The 17,408-nt window shown below is 71.7% G+C and carries 21 protein-coding genes; 7 read left to right on the forward strand and 14 right to left on the reverse strand.

Annotation, left to right across the window (positions count from 1 at the left end):
• Positions 1 to 331: 331 nt before the first annotated feature.
• Together U6N30_RS26930 and clpB are read right to left on the reverse strand one after the other, a co-directional pair.
• Positions 332 to 766, reverse strand: coding sequence for a hypothetical protein (locus U6N30_RS26930; protein WP_324274679.1), 435 nt, complete (start codon positions 764 to 766; stop codon positions 332 to 334).
• Positions 767 to 941: 175 nt separating this feature from the next.
• Complete coding sequence (gene clpB, locus U6N30_RS26935; protein WP_324274680.1) at positions 942 to 3,533, reverse strand: ATP-dependent chaperone ClpB; 2,592 nt, start codon at positions 3,531 to 3,533, stop codon at positions 942 to 944.
• 227 nt (positions 3,534 to 3,760) lie between these two features.
• On the opposite strand from clpB, the gene U6N30_RS26940 reads away from it, so the two are divergent.
• Positions 3,761 to 4,192, forward strand: coding sequence for a MarR family winged helix-turn-helix transcriptional regulator (locus U6N30_RS26940; protein ID WP_324274681.1), 432 nt, complete (start codon positions 3,761 to 3,763; stop codon positions 4,190 to 4,192).
• Between the two features lie 96 nt (positions 4,193 to 4,288).
• Complete coding sequence (locus tag U6N30_RS26945; protein ID WP_324274682.1) at positions 4,289 to 4,729, forward strand: OsmC family protein; 441 nt, start codon at positions 4,289 to 4,291, stop codon at positions 4,727 to 4,729.
• Between the two features lie 75 nt (positions 4,730 to 4,804).
• On the opposite strand, the gene U6N30_RS26950 is transcribed toward U6N30_RS26945, so the two are convergent.
• From U6N30_RS26950 to dnaK, 9 genes are all read right to left on the reverse strand, one after another.
• Entirely contained in the window at positions 4,805 to 6,418 is a 1,614-nt protein-coding gene (locus U6N30_RS26950; protein ID WP_324274683.1) for a DHA2 family efflux MFS transporter permease subunit, read from the reverse strand.
• A 43-nt stretch (positions 6,419 to 6,461) separates the two neighbouring features.
• A complete protein-coding gene (locus tag U6N30_RS26955) occupies positions 6,462 to 6,944 on the reverse strand; it encodes a MarR family winged helix-turn-helix transcriptional regulator (protein WP_324274684.1) in 483 nt (160 codons plus the stop codon).
• Between the two features lie 121 nt (positions 6,945 to 7,065).
• Positions 7,066 to 7,365 (reverse strand): MarR family winged helix-turn-helix transcriptional regulator, encoded by a 300-nt coding sequence (locus tag U6N30_RS26960; RefSeq protein ID WP_324278489.1) that lies wholly within the window; start codon positions 7,363 to 7,365, stop codon positions 7,066 to 7,068.
• Positions 7,366 to 7,564: 199 nt separating this feature from the next.
• Positions 7,565 to 7,825: a MerR family transcriptional regulator gene (locus U6N30_RS26965; protein ID WP_479690560.1), complete on the reverse strand. Its 261-nt coding sequence runs from the start codon at positions 7,823 to 7,825 to the stop codon at positions 7,565 to 7,567.
• Positions 7,777 to 8,001, reverse strand: coding sequence for a MerR family DNA-binding transcriptional regulator (locus tag U6N30_RS35855; RefSeq protein ID WP_479690561.1), 225 nt, complete (start codon positions 7,999 to 8,001; stop codon positions 7,777 to 7,779). Before U6N30_RS35855 ends, U6N30_RS26965 begins: the two co-directional genes overlap by 49 nt.
• The gene (locus U6N30_RS26970; protein WP_324274685.1) at positions 7,998 to 8,504 is read right to left on the reverse strand and encodes a DnaJ C-terminal domain-containing protein; all 507 of its coding nucleotides are present in this window, start codon (positions 8,502 to 8,504) and stop codon (positions 7,998 to 8,000) included. The genes U6N30_RS35855 and U6N30_RS26970 overlap by 4 nt, the downstream gene beginning before the upstream one ends.
• Positions 8,505 to 8,693: 189 nt before the next feature.
• A complete protein-coding gene (locus U6N30_RS26975) occupies positions 8,694 to 9,206 on the reverse strand; it encodes a DnaJ domain-containing protein (protein WP_324274686.1) in 513 nt (170 codons plus the stop codon).
• Complete coding sequence (gene grpE, locus U6N30_RS26980) at positions 9,203 to 9,967, reverse strand: nucleotide exchange factor GrpE (protein WP_324274687.1); 765 nt, start codon at positions 9,965 to 9,967, stop codon at positions 9,203 to 9,205. Before grpE ends, U6N30_RS26975 begins: the two co-directional genes overlap by 4 nt.
• Complete coding sequence (dnaK, locus tag U6N30_RS26985) at positions 9,882 to 11,936, reverse strand: molecular chaperone DnaK (RefSeq protein WP_479690562.1); 2,055 nt, start codon at positions 11,934 to 11,936, stop codon at positions 9,882 to 9,884. Before dnaK ends, grpE begins: the two co-directional genes overlap by 86 nt.
• A 294-nt stretch (positions 11,937 to 12,230) precedes the next feature.
• Here dnaK and U6N30_RS26990 point away from each other — a divergent pair, with 294 nt between their 5' ends.
• On the forward strand, positions 12,231 to 12,416 hold the full coding sequence (locus U6N30_RS26990; RefSeq protein WP_324274688.1) for a type IV toxin-antitoxin system AbiEi family antitoxin domain-containing protein: 186 nt from the start codon (positions 12,231 to 12,233) through the stop codon (positions 12,414 to 12,416).
• A complete protein-coding gene (locus U6N30_RS26995; protein ID WP_324274689.1) occupies positions 12,377 to 13,222 on the forward strand; it encodes a hypothetical protein in 846 nt (281 codons plus the stop codon). Before U6N30_RS26990 ends, U6N30_RS26995 begins: the two co-directional genes overlap by 40 nt.
• 67 nt (positions 13,223 to 13,289) lie before the next feature.
• On the opposite strand, the gene U6N30_RS27000 is transcribed toward U6N30_RS26995, so the two are convergent.
• Genes U6N30_RS27000 through U6N30_RS27010 form a run of 3 tightly spaced genes read right to left on the reverse strand, consistent with a single transcriptional unit; the run spans position 13,290 to position 14,652 of the window.
• Complete coding sequence (locus U6N30_RS27000) at positions 13,290 to 13,604, reverse strand: hypothetical protein (protein WP_324274690.1); 315 nt, start codon at positions 13,602 to 13,604, stop codon at positions 13,290 to 13,292.
• Positions 13,601 to 14,323: an HAAS signaling domain-containing protein gene (locus U6N30_RS27005; protein WP_324274691.1), complete on the reverse strand. Its 723-nt coding sequence runs from the start codon at positions 14,321 to 14,323 to the stop codon at positions 13,601 to 13,603. Before U6N30_RS27005 ends, U6N30_RS27000 begins: the two co-directional genes overlap by 4 nt.
• A complete protein-coding gene (locus U6N30_RS27010) occupies positions 14,320 to 14,652 on the reverse strand; it encodes a PadR family transcriptional regulator (RefSeq protein WP_324274692.1) in 333 nt (110 codons plus the stop codon). The genes U6N30_RS27005 and U6N30_RS27010 overlap by 4 nt, the downstream gene beginning before the upstream one ends.
• A gap of 333 nt (positions 14,653 to 14,985) precedes the next feature.
• Here U6N30_RS27010 and U6N30_RS27015 point away from each other — a divergent pair, with 333 nt between their 5' ends.
• From U6N30_RS27015 to U6N30_RS27025, 3 genes are all read left to right on the forward strand, one after another.
• Positions 14,986 to 16,269, forward strand: a complete 1,284-nt coding sequence (locus tag U6N30_RS27015; RefSeq protein WP_324274693.1) for a (Fe-S)-binding protein — start codon at positions 14,986 to 14,988, stop codon at positions 16,267 to 16,269.
• Between the two features lie 64 nt (positions 16,270 to 16,333).
• Positions 16,334 to 17,170 carry a (Fe-S)-binding protein gene (locus tag U6N30_RS27020; protein WP_324274694.1) on the forward strand — a complete coding sequence of 279 codons (837 nt, stop codon included), beginning with the start codon at positions 16,334 to 16,336 and terminating at the stop codon, positions 17,168 to 17,170.
• The gene (locus tag U6N30_RS27025; RefSeq protein ID WP_324274695.1) at positions 17,134 to 17,277 is read left to right on the forward strand and encodes a hypothetical protein; all 144 of its coding nucleotides are present in this window, start codon (positions 17,134 to 17,136) and stop codon (positions 17,275 to 17,277) included. The genes U6N30_RS27020 and U6N30_RS27025 overlap by 37 nt, the downstream gene beginning before the upstream one ends.
• Positions 17,278 to 17,408 lie beyond the last annotated feature (131 nt).

The raw sequence follows: 17,408 nt of genomic DNA on the forward strand, positions 1-17,408 counted from the left end.
GCCGACGGAGCCGGCGCGTAGCCGGGGTACTGCTGCCCGTACGGGGGCTGGCCCTGCGGCTGCTGCCCGTACGGGGCTGGCCCTGCGGCTGCTGCCCGTACGGGGGCTGGCCCTGCGGCTCCTGCCCGTAGGGCGGCTGTCCCTGGGGTTGCGACGGCGGGGCGTTCCACCCCTGCGGCGGTCCACCCTGTCCCTGCTGGCCGGCGTCCCCGTAGGGACCGCCCTGTCCTGACGTCATGTTCCGCCTCCCGATCGTGTCGAACTCCTGGCGATCATGGTCGACGCGGAGGGCCCCCACCAGCGCCCCGCCGCGCGTCGTCGCCCGGACGTGTCAGAACGGTCGTGCCGGGTCAGTCGTACTGCCCCCGCCGCACTCCGGGGAAGCCACCCGGGACGGCTCCGTGCCCTGCGGCTCCGGCACACCGATCCGCGCCCTGCTGTCGGGGTGGACCAGCAGGAGGAGCAGGACGCCGCTGACGAGCACCCAGGGGACGGCGAACCAGGAGCCGTCCACCACCGCCGACAGACCGGTGAGCACGACCGTCACGGTCCCGGACGTCCAGACCCACCATGCCCACGGGCGCTCATCGCGCCAGGCCGAGGTCAGCCACCCTGCCACGGCGGTGAGCGAACCCCAGAACACCGCACCGATCACTGCTCCGAGGAGCCCGGCGCCGAGCCCGGCAAGAGTCGCCACGACGGTCACCGTTCCCAGGACCGCCGTCGCTGCCCTGCCCCACACGTGGACCCAGTGCTCGGCATCCATGCGCGCCCACCGTGTCCGTACGTCCGTGCGGTCCTCCTCATCCGGTGCGTCGCGCGGTCGCGCGACGCACCCGGACGCTAGGACGGCCGGGCCGGCCCCTCGCCGTTGTCCACAGCGGAAGGGACCTCGTCCCCTTTCCCGCTCGCACGCTCGCGGCGAGCCTCTGGGCGAGGCCTCAGCCGCGGGTGACGCTCAGGCCGCCGTCGCGGTCGACGACGTCCGCCGGCCAGTCGACGACGACCTCGTCGCCGTCCCGGATGTCGCCGGAGAGCAATGCCCTGGCCAGCTGGTCACCGATCGCCGACTGCACCAGCCGCCGCAGCGGACGCGCGCCGTAGACGGGGTCGAACCCGTTGAGCGCCAGCCACTCCTTCGCCGCGTCGCTGACCCGGAGGGTGAGCCGGCGCGCGGCGAGCCGCCGCGCCAGCACGCCGACCTGGATGTCGACGATGCCGGTCAGCTCGTCGCTCCCGAGGGTGCGGAACACGACGATGTCGTCGAGCCGGTTGAGGAACTCCGGCTTGAAGTGCGTTCGGACGACGTCCATCACCGCGTCCCGGCGCCGCTCCTCGACCACCGACTGGTCGGCGATGAGCTGCGAGCCGAGGTTCGACGTCAGGATCAGGATGGTGTTGCGGAAGTCGACCGTCCGGCCCTGACCGTCGGTGAGCCGGCCGTCGTCGAGCACCTGGAGCAGCACGTCGAAGACGTCCTGGTGCGCCTTCTCCACCTCGTCGAAGAGCACGACGGTGTACGGACGCCTGCGGACGGCCTCGGTGAGCTGGCCCCCTGCCTCGTAGCCGACGTAGCCGGGCGGGGCGCCGACCAGCCGGGCGACGGAGTGCTTCTCGGAGTACTCGCTCATGTCGATGCGGACCATGGCCCGCTCGTCGTCGAACAGGAACTCGGCCAGCGCCTTCGCCAGTTCGGTCTTGCCGACACCGGTCGGGCCGAGGAAGAGGAACGAACCGGTCGGCCGGTTCGGGTCGGCGACGCCGGAACGCGCCCGGCGGACCGCGTCGGAGACGGCGCGGACGGCGTCGGCCTGACCGACCACCCGCCGGGCGAGCTCGTCCTCCATCCGCAGCAGCTTCGCGGTCTCGCCCTCGAGCAACCGGCCCGCAGGGATGCCGGTCCAGGCCTGGACGACCTCGGCGATGTCGTCGGGGCCCACCTCCTCCTTGAGCATCGAGTCCCCGCTCGCGACGGAGTCCTCGGCCGAGGTGAGCGACCGCTCCAGCTCGGGCAGCCGGCCGTAGCGCAGCTCCGCGGCCCGGGAGAGGTCGCCGTCGCGCTCGGCGCGCTCGGCCTCCAGCCGGACGGACTCCAGCTCCTCCTTGATCCGCTGGATGCGCTCGATGGCCGTCTTGTCCTGCTGCCAGCGGAACGTGAGCTCGGCCAGCTCCTGCCGGCGGTTGGCCAGCTCCTCCCGCAGGGCGGCCAGCCGCTCCATCGAGGAGGCGTCGTCCTCCTTGGACAGCGCCATCTCCTCGATCTCCATGCGGCGGACCGCCCGCTCGACCTCGTCGACCTCGACCGGGCGGCTGTCGATCTCCATCCGGAGCCGGCTCGCGGCCTCGTCGACGAGGTCGATCGCCTTGTCGGGGAGGAATCGCGCCGTGACGTACCGGTCCGACAGCGTGGCGGCCGCGACGATGGCGGTGTCGGTGATGCGGACACCGTGGTGCACCTCGTAGCGCTCCTTGAGCCCGCGGAGGATGCCGATGGTGTCCTCGACGGTCGGCTCGCCCACGAAGACCTGCTGGAAGCGGCGCTCCAGGGCCGGGTCCTTCTCGATGTGCTCGCGGAACTCGTCGAGGGTCGTCGCGCCGACCATGCGCAGCTCACCACGGGCGAGCATCGGCTTGATCATGTTGCCGGCGTCCATGGCGGAGTCCCCGGACGCGCCGGCGCCGACGATCGTGTGCAGCTCGTCGATGAACGTGACGATCTGCCCCTCCGCATCGGTGATCTCCTGGAGCACCGCCTTGAGCCGCTCCTCGAACTCGCCGCGGTACTTCGCGCCAGCGACCATCGAGCTGAGATCCAGCGCCATCAGGCGCTTGCCCTTCAGGCTCTCCGGGACGTCGCCGGCCACCATCCGCTGGGCCAGGCCCTCGACGATGGCGGTCTTGCCGACGCCGGGCTCGCCGATCAGCACCGGGTTGTTCTTGGTGCGCCGGGAGAGCACCTGGACGACCCGGCGGATCTCGGTGTCCCGCCCGATGACCGGGTCGATCTTCCCGTCACGGGCCCGCTGGGTGAGGTCGACGGCGTACTTCTCGAGCGCCTGGAAGGTGCCCTCCGGGTCCGGCGTCGTCACCTTGCGGTTGCCGCGGACCGTGCGGAAGGCCGCCAGCAGCGTGTCGCGCGTCGCGCCGGAGCCGGTCAGGACGTCGCCGGCATCACCCGCGGAGCCGGCCAGGCCGACCAGCAGGTGCTCGGTGGAGATGTACTCGTCACCGAGGGCACTGGCCTGCTCGCCTGCGTCGTTGATGACCCGGAGCAGCTCCCGGGACGGCGACGGGGCAGGCACGGTGGCGCCGCTGACGCTGGGCATGCGGCGCAGGGCCGCCTCGGCCTTCGCCCGGACGTCGATGGGGTCCGCGCCGACGGCCGTCAGGAGCGGACCGGCGATGCCGTCGGACTGCTCCAGCAGCGCGGCGAGGAGGTGGAGCGGCTCGAGCGCCGCCTGGCCGCGCGAGACGGCGAGTCGTTGCGCCGCGGCGATGGCTTCCTGCGACCGGGTCGTGAGCTTGCTCTCCATGGTCGGGGACGCGCTTCCTCTCGTCTGGGTGCGTTCGGCCGCCGAGCGCTCCGGCGGCGGGTGGCCGACCAGTGCAACGACCGGCAAGTTGAGTCTGTTCCGCTCAACCTTCCCTCGTCCCGCCGGAGCTCGTCCCCACCCTGCGGGGCGACGAAGCGCGGCGGGACCGTGGCATACGGCATCCCGGGACCTAGACTCGGCTCATGACCGCTCTGCCGGCACCGAGTGTGGCGCTCGACGACCAGTTGTGCTTTGCGCTGTACGCCGCTTCCCGGGCGGTGACGGCGCGCTACCGGCCGATGCTGGACGCCCTGGGCCTGACCTATCCGCAGTACCTGGTCATGATGCTGCTCTGGGAGTCCGACCACCAGACCGTGGGCCAGTTGGGTTCCCGCCTGGCGTTGGACAGCGGCACCCTGTCGCCCCTGCTGAAGCGGCTCACCGCGGCGGGCCTGGTCACGCGCCACCGCCGGGTGGAGGACGAGCGCTCGGTCTCCATCGCCCTGACCGACGAGGGCCGCACCCTCAAGGACAAGGCGTTCGCGATCTCGCAGGAGATGATCGGCGCCATCGGCTTCGACACCGGCGAGTTCGACGAGCTCATGCAGCGGCTGCGCCTGCTCACCGAGCGCGTCAACCGCGGCGAAGCCGTCTGCTGAGCCACCTGCCGGACGCGGTAGACCCGCACGTCACCGGGTAAGGGCAGGCCGACGCGCCGTCCAGGAGCGGGCGGCGCCCGGCACGGAAGAAGGACCATGCCCACTCGCACCGCACGCACCGCCTGGAACGGCACCCTGCAGGAGGGGTCGGGTCAGGTCGAGCTCACCAGCTCGAAGGTCGGCACCTACGAGGTGTCCTTCCCCAAGCGGGCCGCCGAGGAGGCCGACGGGACGACGAGCCCCGAGGAGCTGATCGCGGCCGCACATTCCTCCTGCTTCGCCATGGCGCTCTCGAACGAGATCGGCAAGGCGGGCGGCACGCCGCAGTCTCTCGAGATCACCGCCGACGTGACGCTCGGCCAGAAGGACGGCGGGCCGCACATCACGAAGATCGCACTCACCGTGCGCGGCGAGGTCGACGGCCTCGACGCCGCGGGTTTCGAGCAGGCCGCACAGGCGGCCAAGGCCGGCTGCCCGGTCAGCAAGGCGCTCGCCGGCGTCGACGAGATCACCCTCGACGCCGCACTGGAGAGCTGACCTACGCAGGTATAGGAACCTTTACCTTCATCCGGAGCCTCAGAACGCGGGTAAAGGTTCCTATACCTGGGGAAGTCAGGCGCGGTCGGCGACTCGCTCCGCTGCCTCGTCGCGCATCCGCTCCTCGCCGCTGCGCGTGCTGAGCGCGATCTCCCGGACCAGGACGATCGCCCCCATCGCGACGACGGCGATGACCGCGGAGACGAGAAAGATCCGCCCGGTCGCATCGCCGTAGGAGACGCGGATCAGGGTCTGGATCGCCGGAGGGGCGTCGGCGAGGCTGGCCAGCCCGATGTCGCCGGAGCCGGCAGCCGCGGGAGTGCCGGCCAGCCCTTCGGTGATGAGCGTGCCGACCCGCGTGCTGAGCACCGCCCCCAGCACCGAGACGCCGATCGTGCCGCCGAGGCTACGGAAGAAGGCGACCGCGGAGCTGGCCGCACCGAGATCGGTCGCCGCCACCGTGTTCTGCACGGCGAGCACCAGGTTCTGCATGGTCATGCCGATGCCGACGCCGAGGACGAACAGGAAGGTGCTCAGCAGCACCATGTCCGTCTCGTGGTCGACGAAGGACAGCAGGCCGAAGCCGACGACGACGAGCACGGAGCCCGCGACCAGGAAGCGCTTCCATCGGCCGGTCCTGGTGATCAGGATCCCGGACACCGTCGACGAGAGCAGCAGCCCGGCCACCATGGGGATGGTCAGCAGGCCGGCCGTCGTGGGCGAGTAGCCGCGGGAGATCTGCAGGTACTGGCCGAGGAAGACCGACGATCCGAACATCGCCACGCCGATCGCGATGCTGGCGATGATCGCCAGCGTCGTCGTGCGGTCGCGGAAGAGCCGCAGCGGGACGATCGGCTCCTTGGCCTTCAGCTCGGTGACGATGAACGCCGCGACCGCGGCGAACCCGCCGACGAGGAACAGCGCGGTCTCTGTGGAGGCCCAGGCGAAGCTGTTCCCGGCGAGGGTGACCCAGATCAGCAGGGCCGAGACGCCGGCGGCCAGGAAGGCCGCCCCCACGTAGTCGATGTGCACCGTCCGCTTCGTGACCGGCAGGTGCAGGGTGCGCTGCAGCAGCACGAGGGCGACGATCCCGAAGGGGACGCCGACGTAGAAGCACCAGCGCCAGCCGAGCCAGCTGGTGTCGACCAGCAGGCCACCGAGCAGCGGGCCGCCGACCGTCGCCACGGCCATGACGCTGCCGAGCAGGCCGGAGTACCGGCCCCGCTCGCGCGGGCTGATCATCGCCGCCATCGCGATCTGCACCAGCGCCTGGAGGCCACCGAGGCCCAGCCCCTGCAGGACGCGCCAGGCGATGAGCGCCTCCACCGACTGCGACAGCCCGGCCAGCATCGAGCCGACGACGAAGATGACGATCGAGAGCTGGATGAGCAGCTTCTTGCTGAACAGGTCGGCGAGCTTGCCCCAGATCGGCGTCGACGCCGTCGAGGCCAGGAGCGTCGCGGTGACCACCCACGTGTACTGGCTCTGCGAGCCGCGCAGGTCGGTGATGATCGTCGGCAGGGCGTTCGCGACGACGGTCGAGGACAGGAACGCCACGAACATCGCCAGGAGCATCCCGGACAGCGCCGAGAGGATCTCCCGGTGCGTCATCTGCCCCTGTTGCTCGACGGGGGCGACGTCGGCTTCGGGCGTGGCGATCTCGTCGGCGCGCTGGATGGTGCTGCTCACGGATCTCCTGGAGCTGCCGAGGGGGAAGGGGCGCGCCGACCGGTCATCGCGGCAGGGGTATGCGGGCGGCGCTGCGCGGCGTACCGGCACTCTCGAGGTCGGCGACGAGCCGGTCGAGCAGGCCACCGAGGGTCTGGGCGTCGTCCTCGTCCCAGCCGGCCAGGGCGCTCTTCGCCCAGTCCTGACGGAGGGCGCGGGTGTGGGCGATCGCGTCGCCCCCTGCGGGGGTGAGGCTGAGCAGGCTCGCCCGGCCGTCCACCGGGTCGGGCCGGCGTTCGACGTACCCCGCCCGCTCCAGGACGGCGATCTGCCGGCTGGCGACGGAGGCCTCGATGCCGGCCCGGTCTGCCAGGGCGCTGCAGCGCTGGCCGCCGTCCTGTTCCAGCGGGATGAGCAGCGCCCAGCCGAAGGAGGGCAGCTCGCCGTAGAGCTGGGCGGCGGACCGCGTGCTGACGTGCCGCCCGGCACGGACGAGCTGGGCGACGCTCGACGTCAGCCGATCCCGGGTCGCGGGACTGATGGGCATGGGATTCCTCGGTGTCGTGCAGATAAGTGCAGACCGCAACCATATACCTGCTTGGTTGCTTTCTGCAACGACCTGCACGTCAGAGGTCCTCTGCCGCCCACATCGGGGCGGGCCGGCGGGGTCAGCCGGGAGTCGGCGGGTCGACGCCGGCGTCGCGGGCCTCGCCCATGCGGTTCAGCCGACCGAGCAGTTCCGCGAGGCGGGCGACGTCCTCCGCCGGCCAGTCCCCGAGGTCGGACTCCCATCGCGCCCGGCGCACGTCCCGGATCCGCGAGAGCCGCGCCGAGCCATCGGCGGACGGCGTGAGCACCTGCGCCCGGCCGTCCACGGGGTCCGCCGTCCGGTCCACCAGGCCGAGGTCGACCAGGCTGGACACCTGCCGGCTGACCGTGCTCTTGTCCAGCCCGAGGCGGGTGACCAGCTCGCTGGCCCGGAGGGGCCGGAGTCCTGGAGCAGCGCGAGCAGCCCGTAGGCGGCGCCGTCGAGGTCGGGGTGCAGCTCACCGGCGAGCCGGGCCGAGATGGCCCGCGAGCGGCGGAGCAGCAGGGCGATCTCGCGCTCCAACCGGACGAAGGCCTGATGCGGATTGACGGGGTGCGGTCCGCTCGGCTCGGCGTCGCTCACCGGTCACCCCGCGGGCGCCACACGACCAGCGCCGAACTCTGCCGACGCTGGGGCACCAGATCGCGCCGGTACCCGGCGGGGACGGCCGCCTCTGCGGCCATGCGCCGGGCATCGGACAGGTCGAGCGCCTCGAGCAGTTCACGGACGCGGGCCTGCAGCGCCTCGACCTGCGACTCCAGGTCGATGATCCGCTTGATCCCGGCGAGGTTCACGCCGTCCTCCTGCGAGAGGCGCTGCACCTCCCGGAGCAGCGCCACGTCCCGCGGGCTGTACCGGCGGCCACCACCGGGGTCCGGCCGGGACTGACCAGCCCGAGCCGGTCGTACTGGCGCAGCGTCTGCGCGTGCATGCCCGCGAGCTCCGCCGCGACCGAGATCACGAACACGGGGGCGTCCTCGGCCACGGCACGGACGCCGTCGGAGTGGCTGCTCACCGTTCAGCTCCCGCCTGGACCGCCGCGGTGATCTGGGGGCGCGGGTCCTCCCCCATCTCCTCGGCGAGGCTCTCGACGACCTTGCGCTGCGCGGGCGTCAGCCGGGACGGCACCGCCACCTCGAGGGTGACCAGCAGGTCGCCCGACCGGCTCTTCCCGTGCACGCCCCGCCCCCGGACGCGCAGCGTGCGCCCGCTCGCCGTCCCGGCCGGCACCTTGAGCGAGACGTTCCCGTCGAGCGTCGGCACGGTCAGCGTCGTCCCGAGCGCCGCCTCGGCGAAGGTGATCGGCACGGTGAGCGTGAGGTCCTCACCCTTGCGCCCGAACAACTCGTGCTCGGAGACGTGCACGACGACGAACAGGTCGCCGGCCGGGCCGCCCCGCCGTCCCGGTGCCCCCTTGCCGGCCAGCCGGATGCGCTGGCCGTCCTTGACCCCGCCGGGATGCGGACGGTGATCGTGCGGGTCTGGGTGGTCACGCCGTTGCCGGCACAGGTCGGGCACGGGTCATCGACGACCGAGCCGGTACCGCGGCAGTTGCGGCACGGCTCGGAGAACGCGAAGGCCCCTGGCTGCGGCTGGTGACCCCGGCGCCCTGGCACACCGGGCAGTTGTGCGGACTCGTCCCGGGCTTGGCGCCGCTGCCGTTGCAGGTCGGGCAGGTGCCCGGGCTCTGCATGCGCAGCGGCACCGTCACGCCCAGGGCGGCCTCGTCGAAGGAGAGCGTCGCCTCCGTCTCGACGTCCTGGCCCCGGGCGGGACCGGACGCCGCCTGGCTGCGGGCCCGCGCCCCGCCTCCGGCCGCGCCGCCGAACAGCCCGCCGAGGAGGTCCCCGAGCCCTCCGGCACCCCGGCCACCGGCCGCGCCGGCACCCCCGTCGCGTTGAAGAGGTCGCCGATGTCGAACGGCTGACCCCCACCGCCCCCGCCCGGGAAACCGCCGGGGAAGCCACCCGGCCGCCCGCCGCCCCCGAAGAGCCGCCGGGCGTCGTCGTATTCCGCCCGGCGCTTGGGATCCGACAGCACGTCGTAGGCCTCGGAGACGTCCTTGAAGCGCGCCTCGGCCTCGGCGTTGCCCGGGTTCTTGTCCGGGTGCAGCTCCGTGGCCAGCTTGCGGTAGGCCTTCTTGATCGCCGACGCATCGGCGTCCTTGGGGACGCCCAGCGCGGCGTAGTAGTCCTTCTCGATGAAGTCCCGGGTGCTCATCGACACACCTCCCGTCTCTGGGCAGCGCCGCAGGCTCCGATGACACACCGGAGGTGCGTTGGGGAACCGGACACCTTCGGTGCGTTCATCCCGCCCCCTTCCTCTGGATCAGTCGGACGCCGCGGCGCCGGGCTGCTCGCCGGCCGGCGCTTCCTCGGCGGTCGCCGAGGGGCGGGGTTCTCCGGTTCGCTGACGCCGACCATCGCCGTCCGCAGGACGCGGTCGCCCCGGCGGAACCCCTGCCGCAGCACCGTGGTGGCGGTCGGGACCGAGACCTCCGGGGACGTGTCGTGCAGGACCGCCTCGTGCAGCGAGGGGTCGAACGGGTCACCGGCCGTGCCGAACGCCTCGACGCCCAGCCCGTCGAGGAGCCCCAGGACGCGGTCGGCCACGACCTTGAACGCGCCGGTGAGGTCGCCGTGGTCACGGGCCCGCTCGATGTCGTCGACGATCGGGAACAGCTGCAGCGCGAACCGCTCGGCCGCCTGGTCGACGACCAGCGTCCGGTCGCGGTCGACCCGCCGCCGGTAGTTGGCGTATTCGGCGGTGACCCGCTGGAGGTCCTCGGTCCGCTCGACCAGCTGCTTCTCCAGATCACCGTCGCCGGACGGCGGGTCGGCGGGGGTGCAGGCTGGCTCGGCGTCAGCTCCTCGGCGACCGGCGTCTCGTGCTCGCTCATCTGTTCCTCTCGGGCAGCTGCATCGGCGGTGGGGTGCGGCGGGTGCCGGCCGGCTGGTCGCCGACCGGCACCCGGATCGCACCGGTGGTCGGATCGATGCGCCGCTTGTCGCGGATCACGACCCGCGGCGCATCCTCGTCCCGCTGTGTCATGGCTGACCTCCGCAGGCGTCGGTCAGCGTGGTCACGCGCGCTTGTCGGTGTCCTCGTCGACGATCTCGGCGTCAACGACGTCGTCGTCAGCGGACGTGGACGTTGACCCGCCGGCCTCCCCTCGGCCCCGGGCGCACCCTCGGCCCCGGCGGCTTCGGCGTTCTGGGCGTAGAGCGCGCCACCGACCTCCTGGGAGACCCGGGCGACCTTCTCCTGCGCGGTCTTGATGGCCTCGATGTCGGAGCCACCGAGAGCCGAGCGCAGGTCGGTCAGCGCCTCGCCGAGCTCGTCCTTCTTCTCGGCCGGGATCTTGTCGCCGTTCTCGGCCAGGAACTTCTCGGTCTGGTACTGCAGCGACTCGGCGAGGTTGCGGGTCTCGGCCTCCTCGCGGCGCTTCTTGTCCTCGTCGGCGTGCGCCTCGGCGTCCTTCATCATCCGCTCGATGTCGTCCTTCGGGAGCGCCGAGCCGCCGGTGATGGTCATCGACTGCTCCTTGCCCGTGCCGAGGTCCTTGGCGTGGACGTGCACGATGCCGTTGGCGTCGATGTCGAAGGCGACCTCGATCTGCGGGACGCCGCGCGGCGCCGGGGGCAGACCGGTCAGCTCGAACATGCCGAGCTTCTTGTTGTAGGCCGCCATCTCGCGCTCGCCCTGGAAGACCTGGATCTGCACCGACGGCTGGTTGTCGTCGGCCGTCGTGAAGATCTCCGAGCGCTTGGTCGGAATCGTGGTGTTGCGCTCGATGAGCTTGGTCATGATCCCGCCCTTGGTCTCGATGCCCAGGGACAGCGGGGTGACGTCGAGGAGCAGGACGTCCTTGACCTCGCCGCGGAGGACACCGGCCTGCAGCGCGGCACCGATCGCGACGACCTCGTCGGGGTTGACGCCCTTGTTGGGCTCCTTGCCGCCGGTCAGCTCGCGGACGGTGTCGGAGACGGCAGGCATGCGGGTCGAGCCACCCACCAGGACCACGTGGTCGATCTGGTCGACGGAGATGCCTGCGTCCCGGACCGCCTGGTTGAACGGCGCCTTGGTGCGGTCGAGCAGGTCCTGGGTCATCCGCTGGAACTCGGCGCGGGTGATCGTGACGTCGAGGTGCAGCGGACCCTCCGCGCCGGCGGTGATGTAGGGCAGGTTGATGTTGGTCGACTGCGCGCCCGACAGCTCGATCTTGGCCTTCTCGGCGGCCTCGCGGAGGCGCTGCATGGCCAGCTTGTCCTTGGACAGGTCGATGCCGTTGGAGGCGTTGAACGTCTTGACCAGGTGGTCCATGACCTTCTGGTCCCAGTCATCACCACCGAGGTGGTTGTCACCGGCGGTGGCCTTCACCTCGATGACGCCGTCCCCGATCTCGAGCAGGGAGACGTCGAAGGTGCCGCCACCGAGGTCGAAGACGAGGATCGTCTGCTCGGTCTCGCCCTTGTCCAGCCCGTAGGCCAGCGCGGCCGCGGTCGGCTCGTTGACGATGCGCAGGACGTTGAGGCCCGCGATCTCACCGGCCTCCTTGGTGGCCTGGCGCTGCGCGTCCTCGAAGTAGGCCGGGACGGTGATGACCGCGTCGGTCACCGGCTCGCCCAGGTAGGTCTCGGCGTCGCGCTTGAGCTTCTGCAGGATGCGGGCGGAGATCTCCTGCGGCGTGTACTTCTTGCCGTCGATCTCGTCCGTGCCCCAGTTCGTGCCCATGTGCCGCTTGACGGAGCGGATGGTGCGGTCGACGTTGGTGACCGCCTGGTTCTTCGCGGACTGGCCGACGAGGACCTCGCCGTTCTTCGCGAAGGCGACGACCGACGGGGTGGTGCGCGAGCCCTCGGAGTTCGCGATGACCGTCGGCTCGCCGCCCTCCAGGACGGTGACGACGGAGTTGGTGGTGCCGAGGTCGATACCGACCGCTCGAGCCATGGGGATGGCCTCTCTTCCGTTCGAGTGTGCGGGTGGATCAGGTCTGCTCAGGAGCCGAGGGACCGCAGCGCCAGAACCGACTTGCGCGTGGTCCGCTCAACTTTCCTGCCCACGATAACGGCAGGCCCCGCACCAGTGTTCCCGGGGCCGCGGTAGGTCCTCAGGTGCGCCTTGTCGCAGGGAGGTGCCCGGTATGCAGCGAACCCCACCGCCACACCCCGCACCCCAGGCGTGCGCGCCCCCGCTGTCCACAGGCCGGCCCACGCCACGGCGCCGCCGCACCACACTGTCGCCGTGCATCCGCTCCTGCGCGCCGTCGCAGAACGCCAGCTCGGCCTGTTCACCGCCGCCGACGCCCGCCGCGCCGGGTACGAGCACGGCGAGATCCGGCACCTGTGCTCATCGGGGACGTGGGTTCGCCTCCGCCGGGGATCTACGCGGTGGCCGAGGAACTCGCGCGGTCAGATCGGCGGCTCATGATCGACTGCGCTGCCGTCCTGCTGGACCTGGGCAGGCCCGAGGCTGCGCTCAGCCACGCCACGGCGCTCCGCCTCTGGGGCCTGCCCGCGCGCCGCGCACTCCTTCCCGACACGCTGCTCCTCACCCACCCGTCCCTCTACCGGAAGGGCAAGGGCTTCACCGTGCGGCGCGCACCGCTCGGTCCGGGCGACGTCGAGCGTCGCGGTCCGCTTCGCCTCACGACGCCGGCCCGGACCCTGGTGGACATCGCCCGGCAGTGGCCCGTGGAGGACGCCGTCGTCGCCATGGACGCAGCGCTGCTCCGGAAGCGGGTGGATGCCGCAGACCTCGCCGCGGCGGTGGCGGCCGCACGGTCCTGGCCAGGAGCGCCACGAGCCGCCCGCGCCGCGGGACTCGCCGACGGGCGGGCGGAGTCACCTCTGGAGACCCGCGGCCGCCTGCGACTTCTCGGGGCGCGGCTGCCGACTCCGCAACTGCAGGTCGAGATCCGCTCCGGCGGACGACTCCTCGGAGTCGCCGACGCCTGGTTCGACGCCGCCGCCGTCGCGATCGAGTTCGACGGACGGATCAAGTACACCGATCCGTGGCGGGGACGGGATCCCGGTCAGGTGCTCTGGGAGGAGAAGCGCCGGGAGGACGACATGCGCGCCCTCGACATCCGCTTCGTGCGGCTGGCCGACGAGGATGTGGGGCCGGGCTGGCCGGCGGTGGAGACGAGGGTGCGCGCGTTGCTCGCCCGCCCCGGCCCGGCCGTCCGGCGGTTCACGGCGACGCCTCGCACCCGAGGCGTCCTCCGGGCGGGATGACCTCGGGTTCGCGGCGTGGCAGCGGGGCTCGCGGTCGATCACGAATCCCGCTGCCACACGGCGAACCTCAGTCGGTGGGGGCCTCGGTGGGGTCGGCGGGCGGGAAGGTCGGCAGCGGCACCTCGGGGCGCGCGTCATCGGTGTCGCACGTGCCGGCCGGCACCAGCGCCCCGTCGGCGCCCGAGCCCGACGGCTCGTACACCTGCGGGTAGGAGTTCGGCACGGGGACGCCGTCGGCCGCGCGCGGCTGCTCGAGGACCCGGGCGCAACCGTCTGCCCACCACTCCTGGAAGCCCACCTTCAGCGGGCGGCCGTCCTGGTCGTAGAGCAGCACGCCGTCCAGCGGCGTCCCGTCGGCGGCGTACGGGAGGACGTCGGTCACCGGGCCGTACCGCGAGACCAGCGGGTACCTGCCACTCGCGACGTCCTGCTCGGCGGCGAACGCGGAGTTCGCGGCGTAGGACGCGTAGGAGTAGTCCGCTTCCTGCTGTTGCAACTCGTCCTGCGCGACGGCGGCGGAGGCGAGCACCAGCACGACGCCGAAGGCGGCGACCAGGACGCTCGCCGGGCGCGGCAGGCTCCGCCGGCCCAGGGCCACCGACCCGGCGACGGCGGCGAGGACGGCGACGACGCCGAGCTCGTCGCTGCCCATTGGCGCCGGCACGGGAAGTCGCGGACGCCGTCGGTGACCAGCAGGCAGGGCACGAGCACCAGCAGGTAGCCGCGGAGGACCCACCACGCCGGACGCAGCTCGCGCAGCAGGCGCCACACCTCGTGGGCGGCGGTGGTGATGCGGCGCCCGGCAGGCGAGGAGAGGAACTCGTCGAGCCGGTCGCGCAGTGCCGGGGTCGGCGGCCGGACGGCGCTCCCGCGCGGGGGCAGGCCTGCGGCGGAACGCAGGTCGGCTGCGTACTGAGCGGGCGGGCCGAGGCGGACGACGACGGGCCGGTCGTCGTCCTCGGCGGCCAGCGCCTCCAGGTGCTGATCGAGATCCTCGAGCAGCGCGCTCCGGTCCTCGGTGGGCAGGTCTGCCAGCTCGTGCTCGACGGCGGCCAGGTAGTCCTGCGTCTGCCGGGTGATCGCCTCGGCCGGAGCGGTCATGCCGCCACCTCCGGGCCGGTCAGGAGGCCGTCGACGGTGTCGGCGAACGTCCTCCACGTCTTGGTCGAGTCCTCGAGCACCGAGCGCCCCCTGTCGTTGATCGCGTAGTACTTGCGGTGCGGCCCCTCGTCACTCGGGACGACGTAGGACGTCAGCGCACCCGCCTGGTACAGGCGACGCAGGGTGCCGTAGACCGACGCGTCGCCCACCTCCTCCAGGCCCGCGGCGCGCAGGCGGCGCACCACGTCGTAGCCGTAGCCGTCGGCATCGCGCACGACGGCGAGCACGGCGAGGTCCAGCACGCCCTTGAGCAGCTGACTGGCGTCCACGACCGCACCCCGCTTCCTGTTCCGCTGTAGCCGTACGGACGGTAGTGCACGATGCGCAGTAGTCCTGGCGGGCGAGGACCGGCGTGTCGCAGCCGCTGGGCGGTGCGCCCGTCGGCGCCGGTGGCTCTCTGTGCGCGGCACCAGGGTTACCGGCGAGTAGCATCGGCGGGCGCCAGCTATGGTGCGGAGCGTTGCGGGACAGCCGTGCCGCATGCGATCCGAGTCCGGCTCCGGCTGGTGCGGACGACGGCTCGCGAACCACTGGAGTGACCTCGTCCCCGCACGGCGGGCGGGAGTCGGCCGACGCCGTCAGGCGTACGCGGGAGGAATTGAATGACGGGCCCTCTGCAGATCGTCCTGGGCACGATCAGCGTCCTGTTCCTGATCGTCTCGTCCGTGCTGGCCTACCGCGCCGTCCGGGCGATGGTGCGGATCATCCGCACCGGTCAGCCCGACGGCACCCGCTTCGGCCCGGTGAAGAGCCGGCTGAAGACGCTGGCGATCGAGTCGCTCGGACACACCCGGATGCTCAAGTGGTCGGCCATCGGCGCCGCCCACTGGTTCGTCTTCGTCGGCTTCTACGGCCTGTTCCTCACCCTGGTCGAGGCGTTCGGCGAGGTCTGGAACCCGGCCTTCCACCTGCCGCTCATCGGTGAGTGGTCCCTGTGGAACCTGTTCGCCGACATCATCGGCACCGGCACGATCCTCGGGATCCTCTACCTGATCTACCGGCGCCAGAAGGACCACCCGCGCCGCCAGGGCCGGAAGAGCCGGTTCGCCGGTACCAACGAGGGCCGCGGCTACTTCGTCGAGGCCGTCGTCCTCACCGTCGGCGTCGCGATCCTGCTGATCCGCGCGCTGAAGGTCTCCAGCGACCTCACCGACGCGCCGGCCTGGTCGCACCCGATCTCCGGCGCCCTCGCCGCGATCCTGCCCGACAGCCCCGACCTGCTGACCGTCGTCGCGTTCGTGAAGATCGTGGTGAGCCTGACCTGGCTGGTCGTCATCAGCCGGATCCTGAACATGGGCGTCGCCTGGCACCGGTTCAGCGCCTTCTTCAACATCTACTTCAAGCGCGAGGACGACGGCACCGTCGCCCTCGGTCCGCTCCAGCCGATGACCAGCGGCGGCAAGCCCATCGACTTCGAGGATCCGGGCGAGGACGACGTGTTCGGCCGCGGGAAGATCGAGGACTTCACCTGGAAGGGGATGCTGGACTTCACCACCTGCACCGAGTGCGGGCGGTGCCAGAGCCAGTGCCCGGCCTGGAACACGGGCAAGCCGCTCAGCCCCAAGATGGTGATCATGGACCTCCGCGACCACCTCTACGCGAAGGCCCCTACCTGCTCGGCGAGAAGACGGCGGCCGAGACGGCGCCGGACTACGACGTCCTCAAGCCCTCCGACGAGCAGGCCTGGGCGTCGGGCTACGCCCGCATCGAGGGGACCAACGACGCGCAGGCGCACCGGCCGCTGGTCGGCACGCTCGAGGAGGGCGGGGTCATCGACCCCGACGTCCTGTGGAGCTGCACGAGCTGCGGCGCCTGCGTGGAGCAGTGCCCGGTCGACATCGAGCACGTCGACCACATCATGGACATGCGCCGCTACCAGGTGCTGATCGAGTCGAACTTCCCGTCCGAGGCCGGCGTCATGCTGCGCAACATCGAGAACCGCGGGAACCCGTGGGGCATGCAGCCCAGCGCACGCAACGACTGGATCAAGGAGCTCGACTTCGAGGTGAAGGTGGCCGACGGCCCCTCGACTACGACATCGAGTACCTGTTCTGGGTCGGCTGCGCCGGCGCCGTCGACGACCGGGCCAAGAAGGTCACGAAGGCCGTCGCCGAGCTGCTCAACATCGCGGGCGTCGAGTTCGCCGTCCTCGGGGACGGCGAGAGCTGCTCGGGCGACCCGGCCCGCCGCCTCGGCAACGAGTTCGTCTTCCAGATGCAGGCGCAGCAGAACATCGAGGTGCTCGACGGTGTCTTCGAGGGCCGCGTGCCGGGGATGCGCAAGATCGTGGCCACCTGCCCGCACTGCTTCAACTCCCTCGGCCGGGAGTACCCGCAGCTCGGCGGCGAGTACGAGGTCGTGCACCACACCCAGCTGCTCGGCCAGCTGATCGAGGAGGGCCGGCTCACCCCGGTCACGCCGATCGACCGCAAGGTGACCTACCACGACCCGTGCTTCCTCGGCCGGCACAACAAGGTCTACACGCCGCCGCGGGAGATCCTCGAGTCCGTCCAGGGCCTCTCCACCCAGGAGATGCACCGCTGCAAGGACCGCGGCTTCTGCTGCGGCGCCGGCGGTGCGCGCATGTGGATGGAGGAGAAGATCGGCAAGCGCATCAACATGGAGCGCACCGAGGAGGCCCTCGAGCTCGATCCCGACGTCATCTCCACGGCCTGCCCGTTCTGCATCACGATGCTGAGCGACGCGCTCACCAGCAAGAAGCAGAACGGCGAGGCGGGGAGCACGTCGAGGTGCTCGACGTCAGCCAGATCCTGCTGCGCTCGATGACGCCGGTCGGGGTCGGCGCCCAGGGTGCGGAGTCCGGCCCCGACGTCGGCACCTCGCCCGGCGCCGACCCGGTCGGCGAAGGGTCGGCGGCGACCGAGCACAGCTGAGAAGGGTCTCCTCGCCCGCCTGCGAGGAGACGGGTGACGGCGCGTGCCCCTCGTGGGGGCACGCGCCGTCGTCGTCCCAGGCCGGGAAGATCGTTACGTCGGCTCACGACCCGGGGGACGACGGACGGCGG

It is taken from the genome of Blastococcus brunescens (genome assembly GCF_035320885.1).
Classification (GTDB): Bacteria; Actinomycetota; Actinomycetes; order Mycobacteriales; family Geodermatophilaceae; genus Blastococcus_B; species Blastococcus_B brunescens.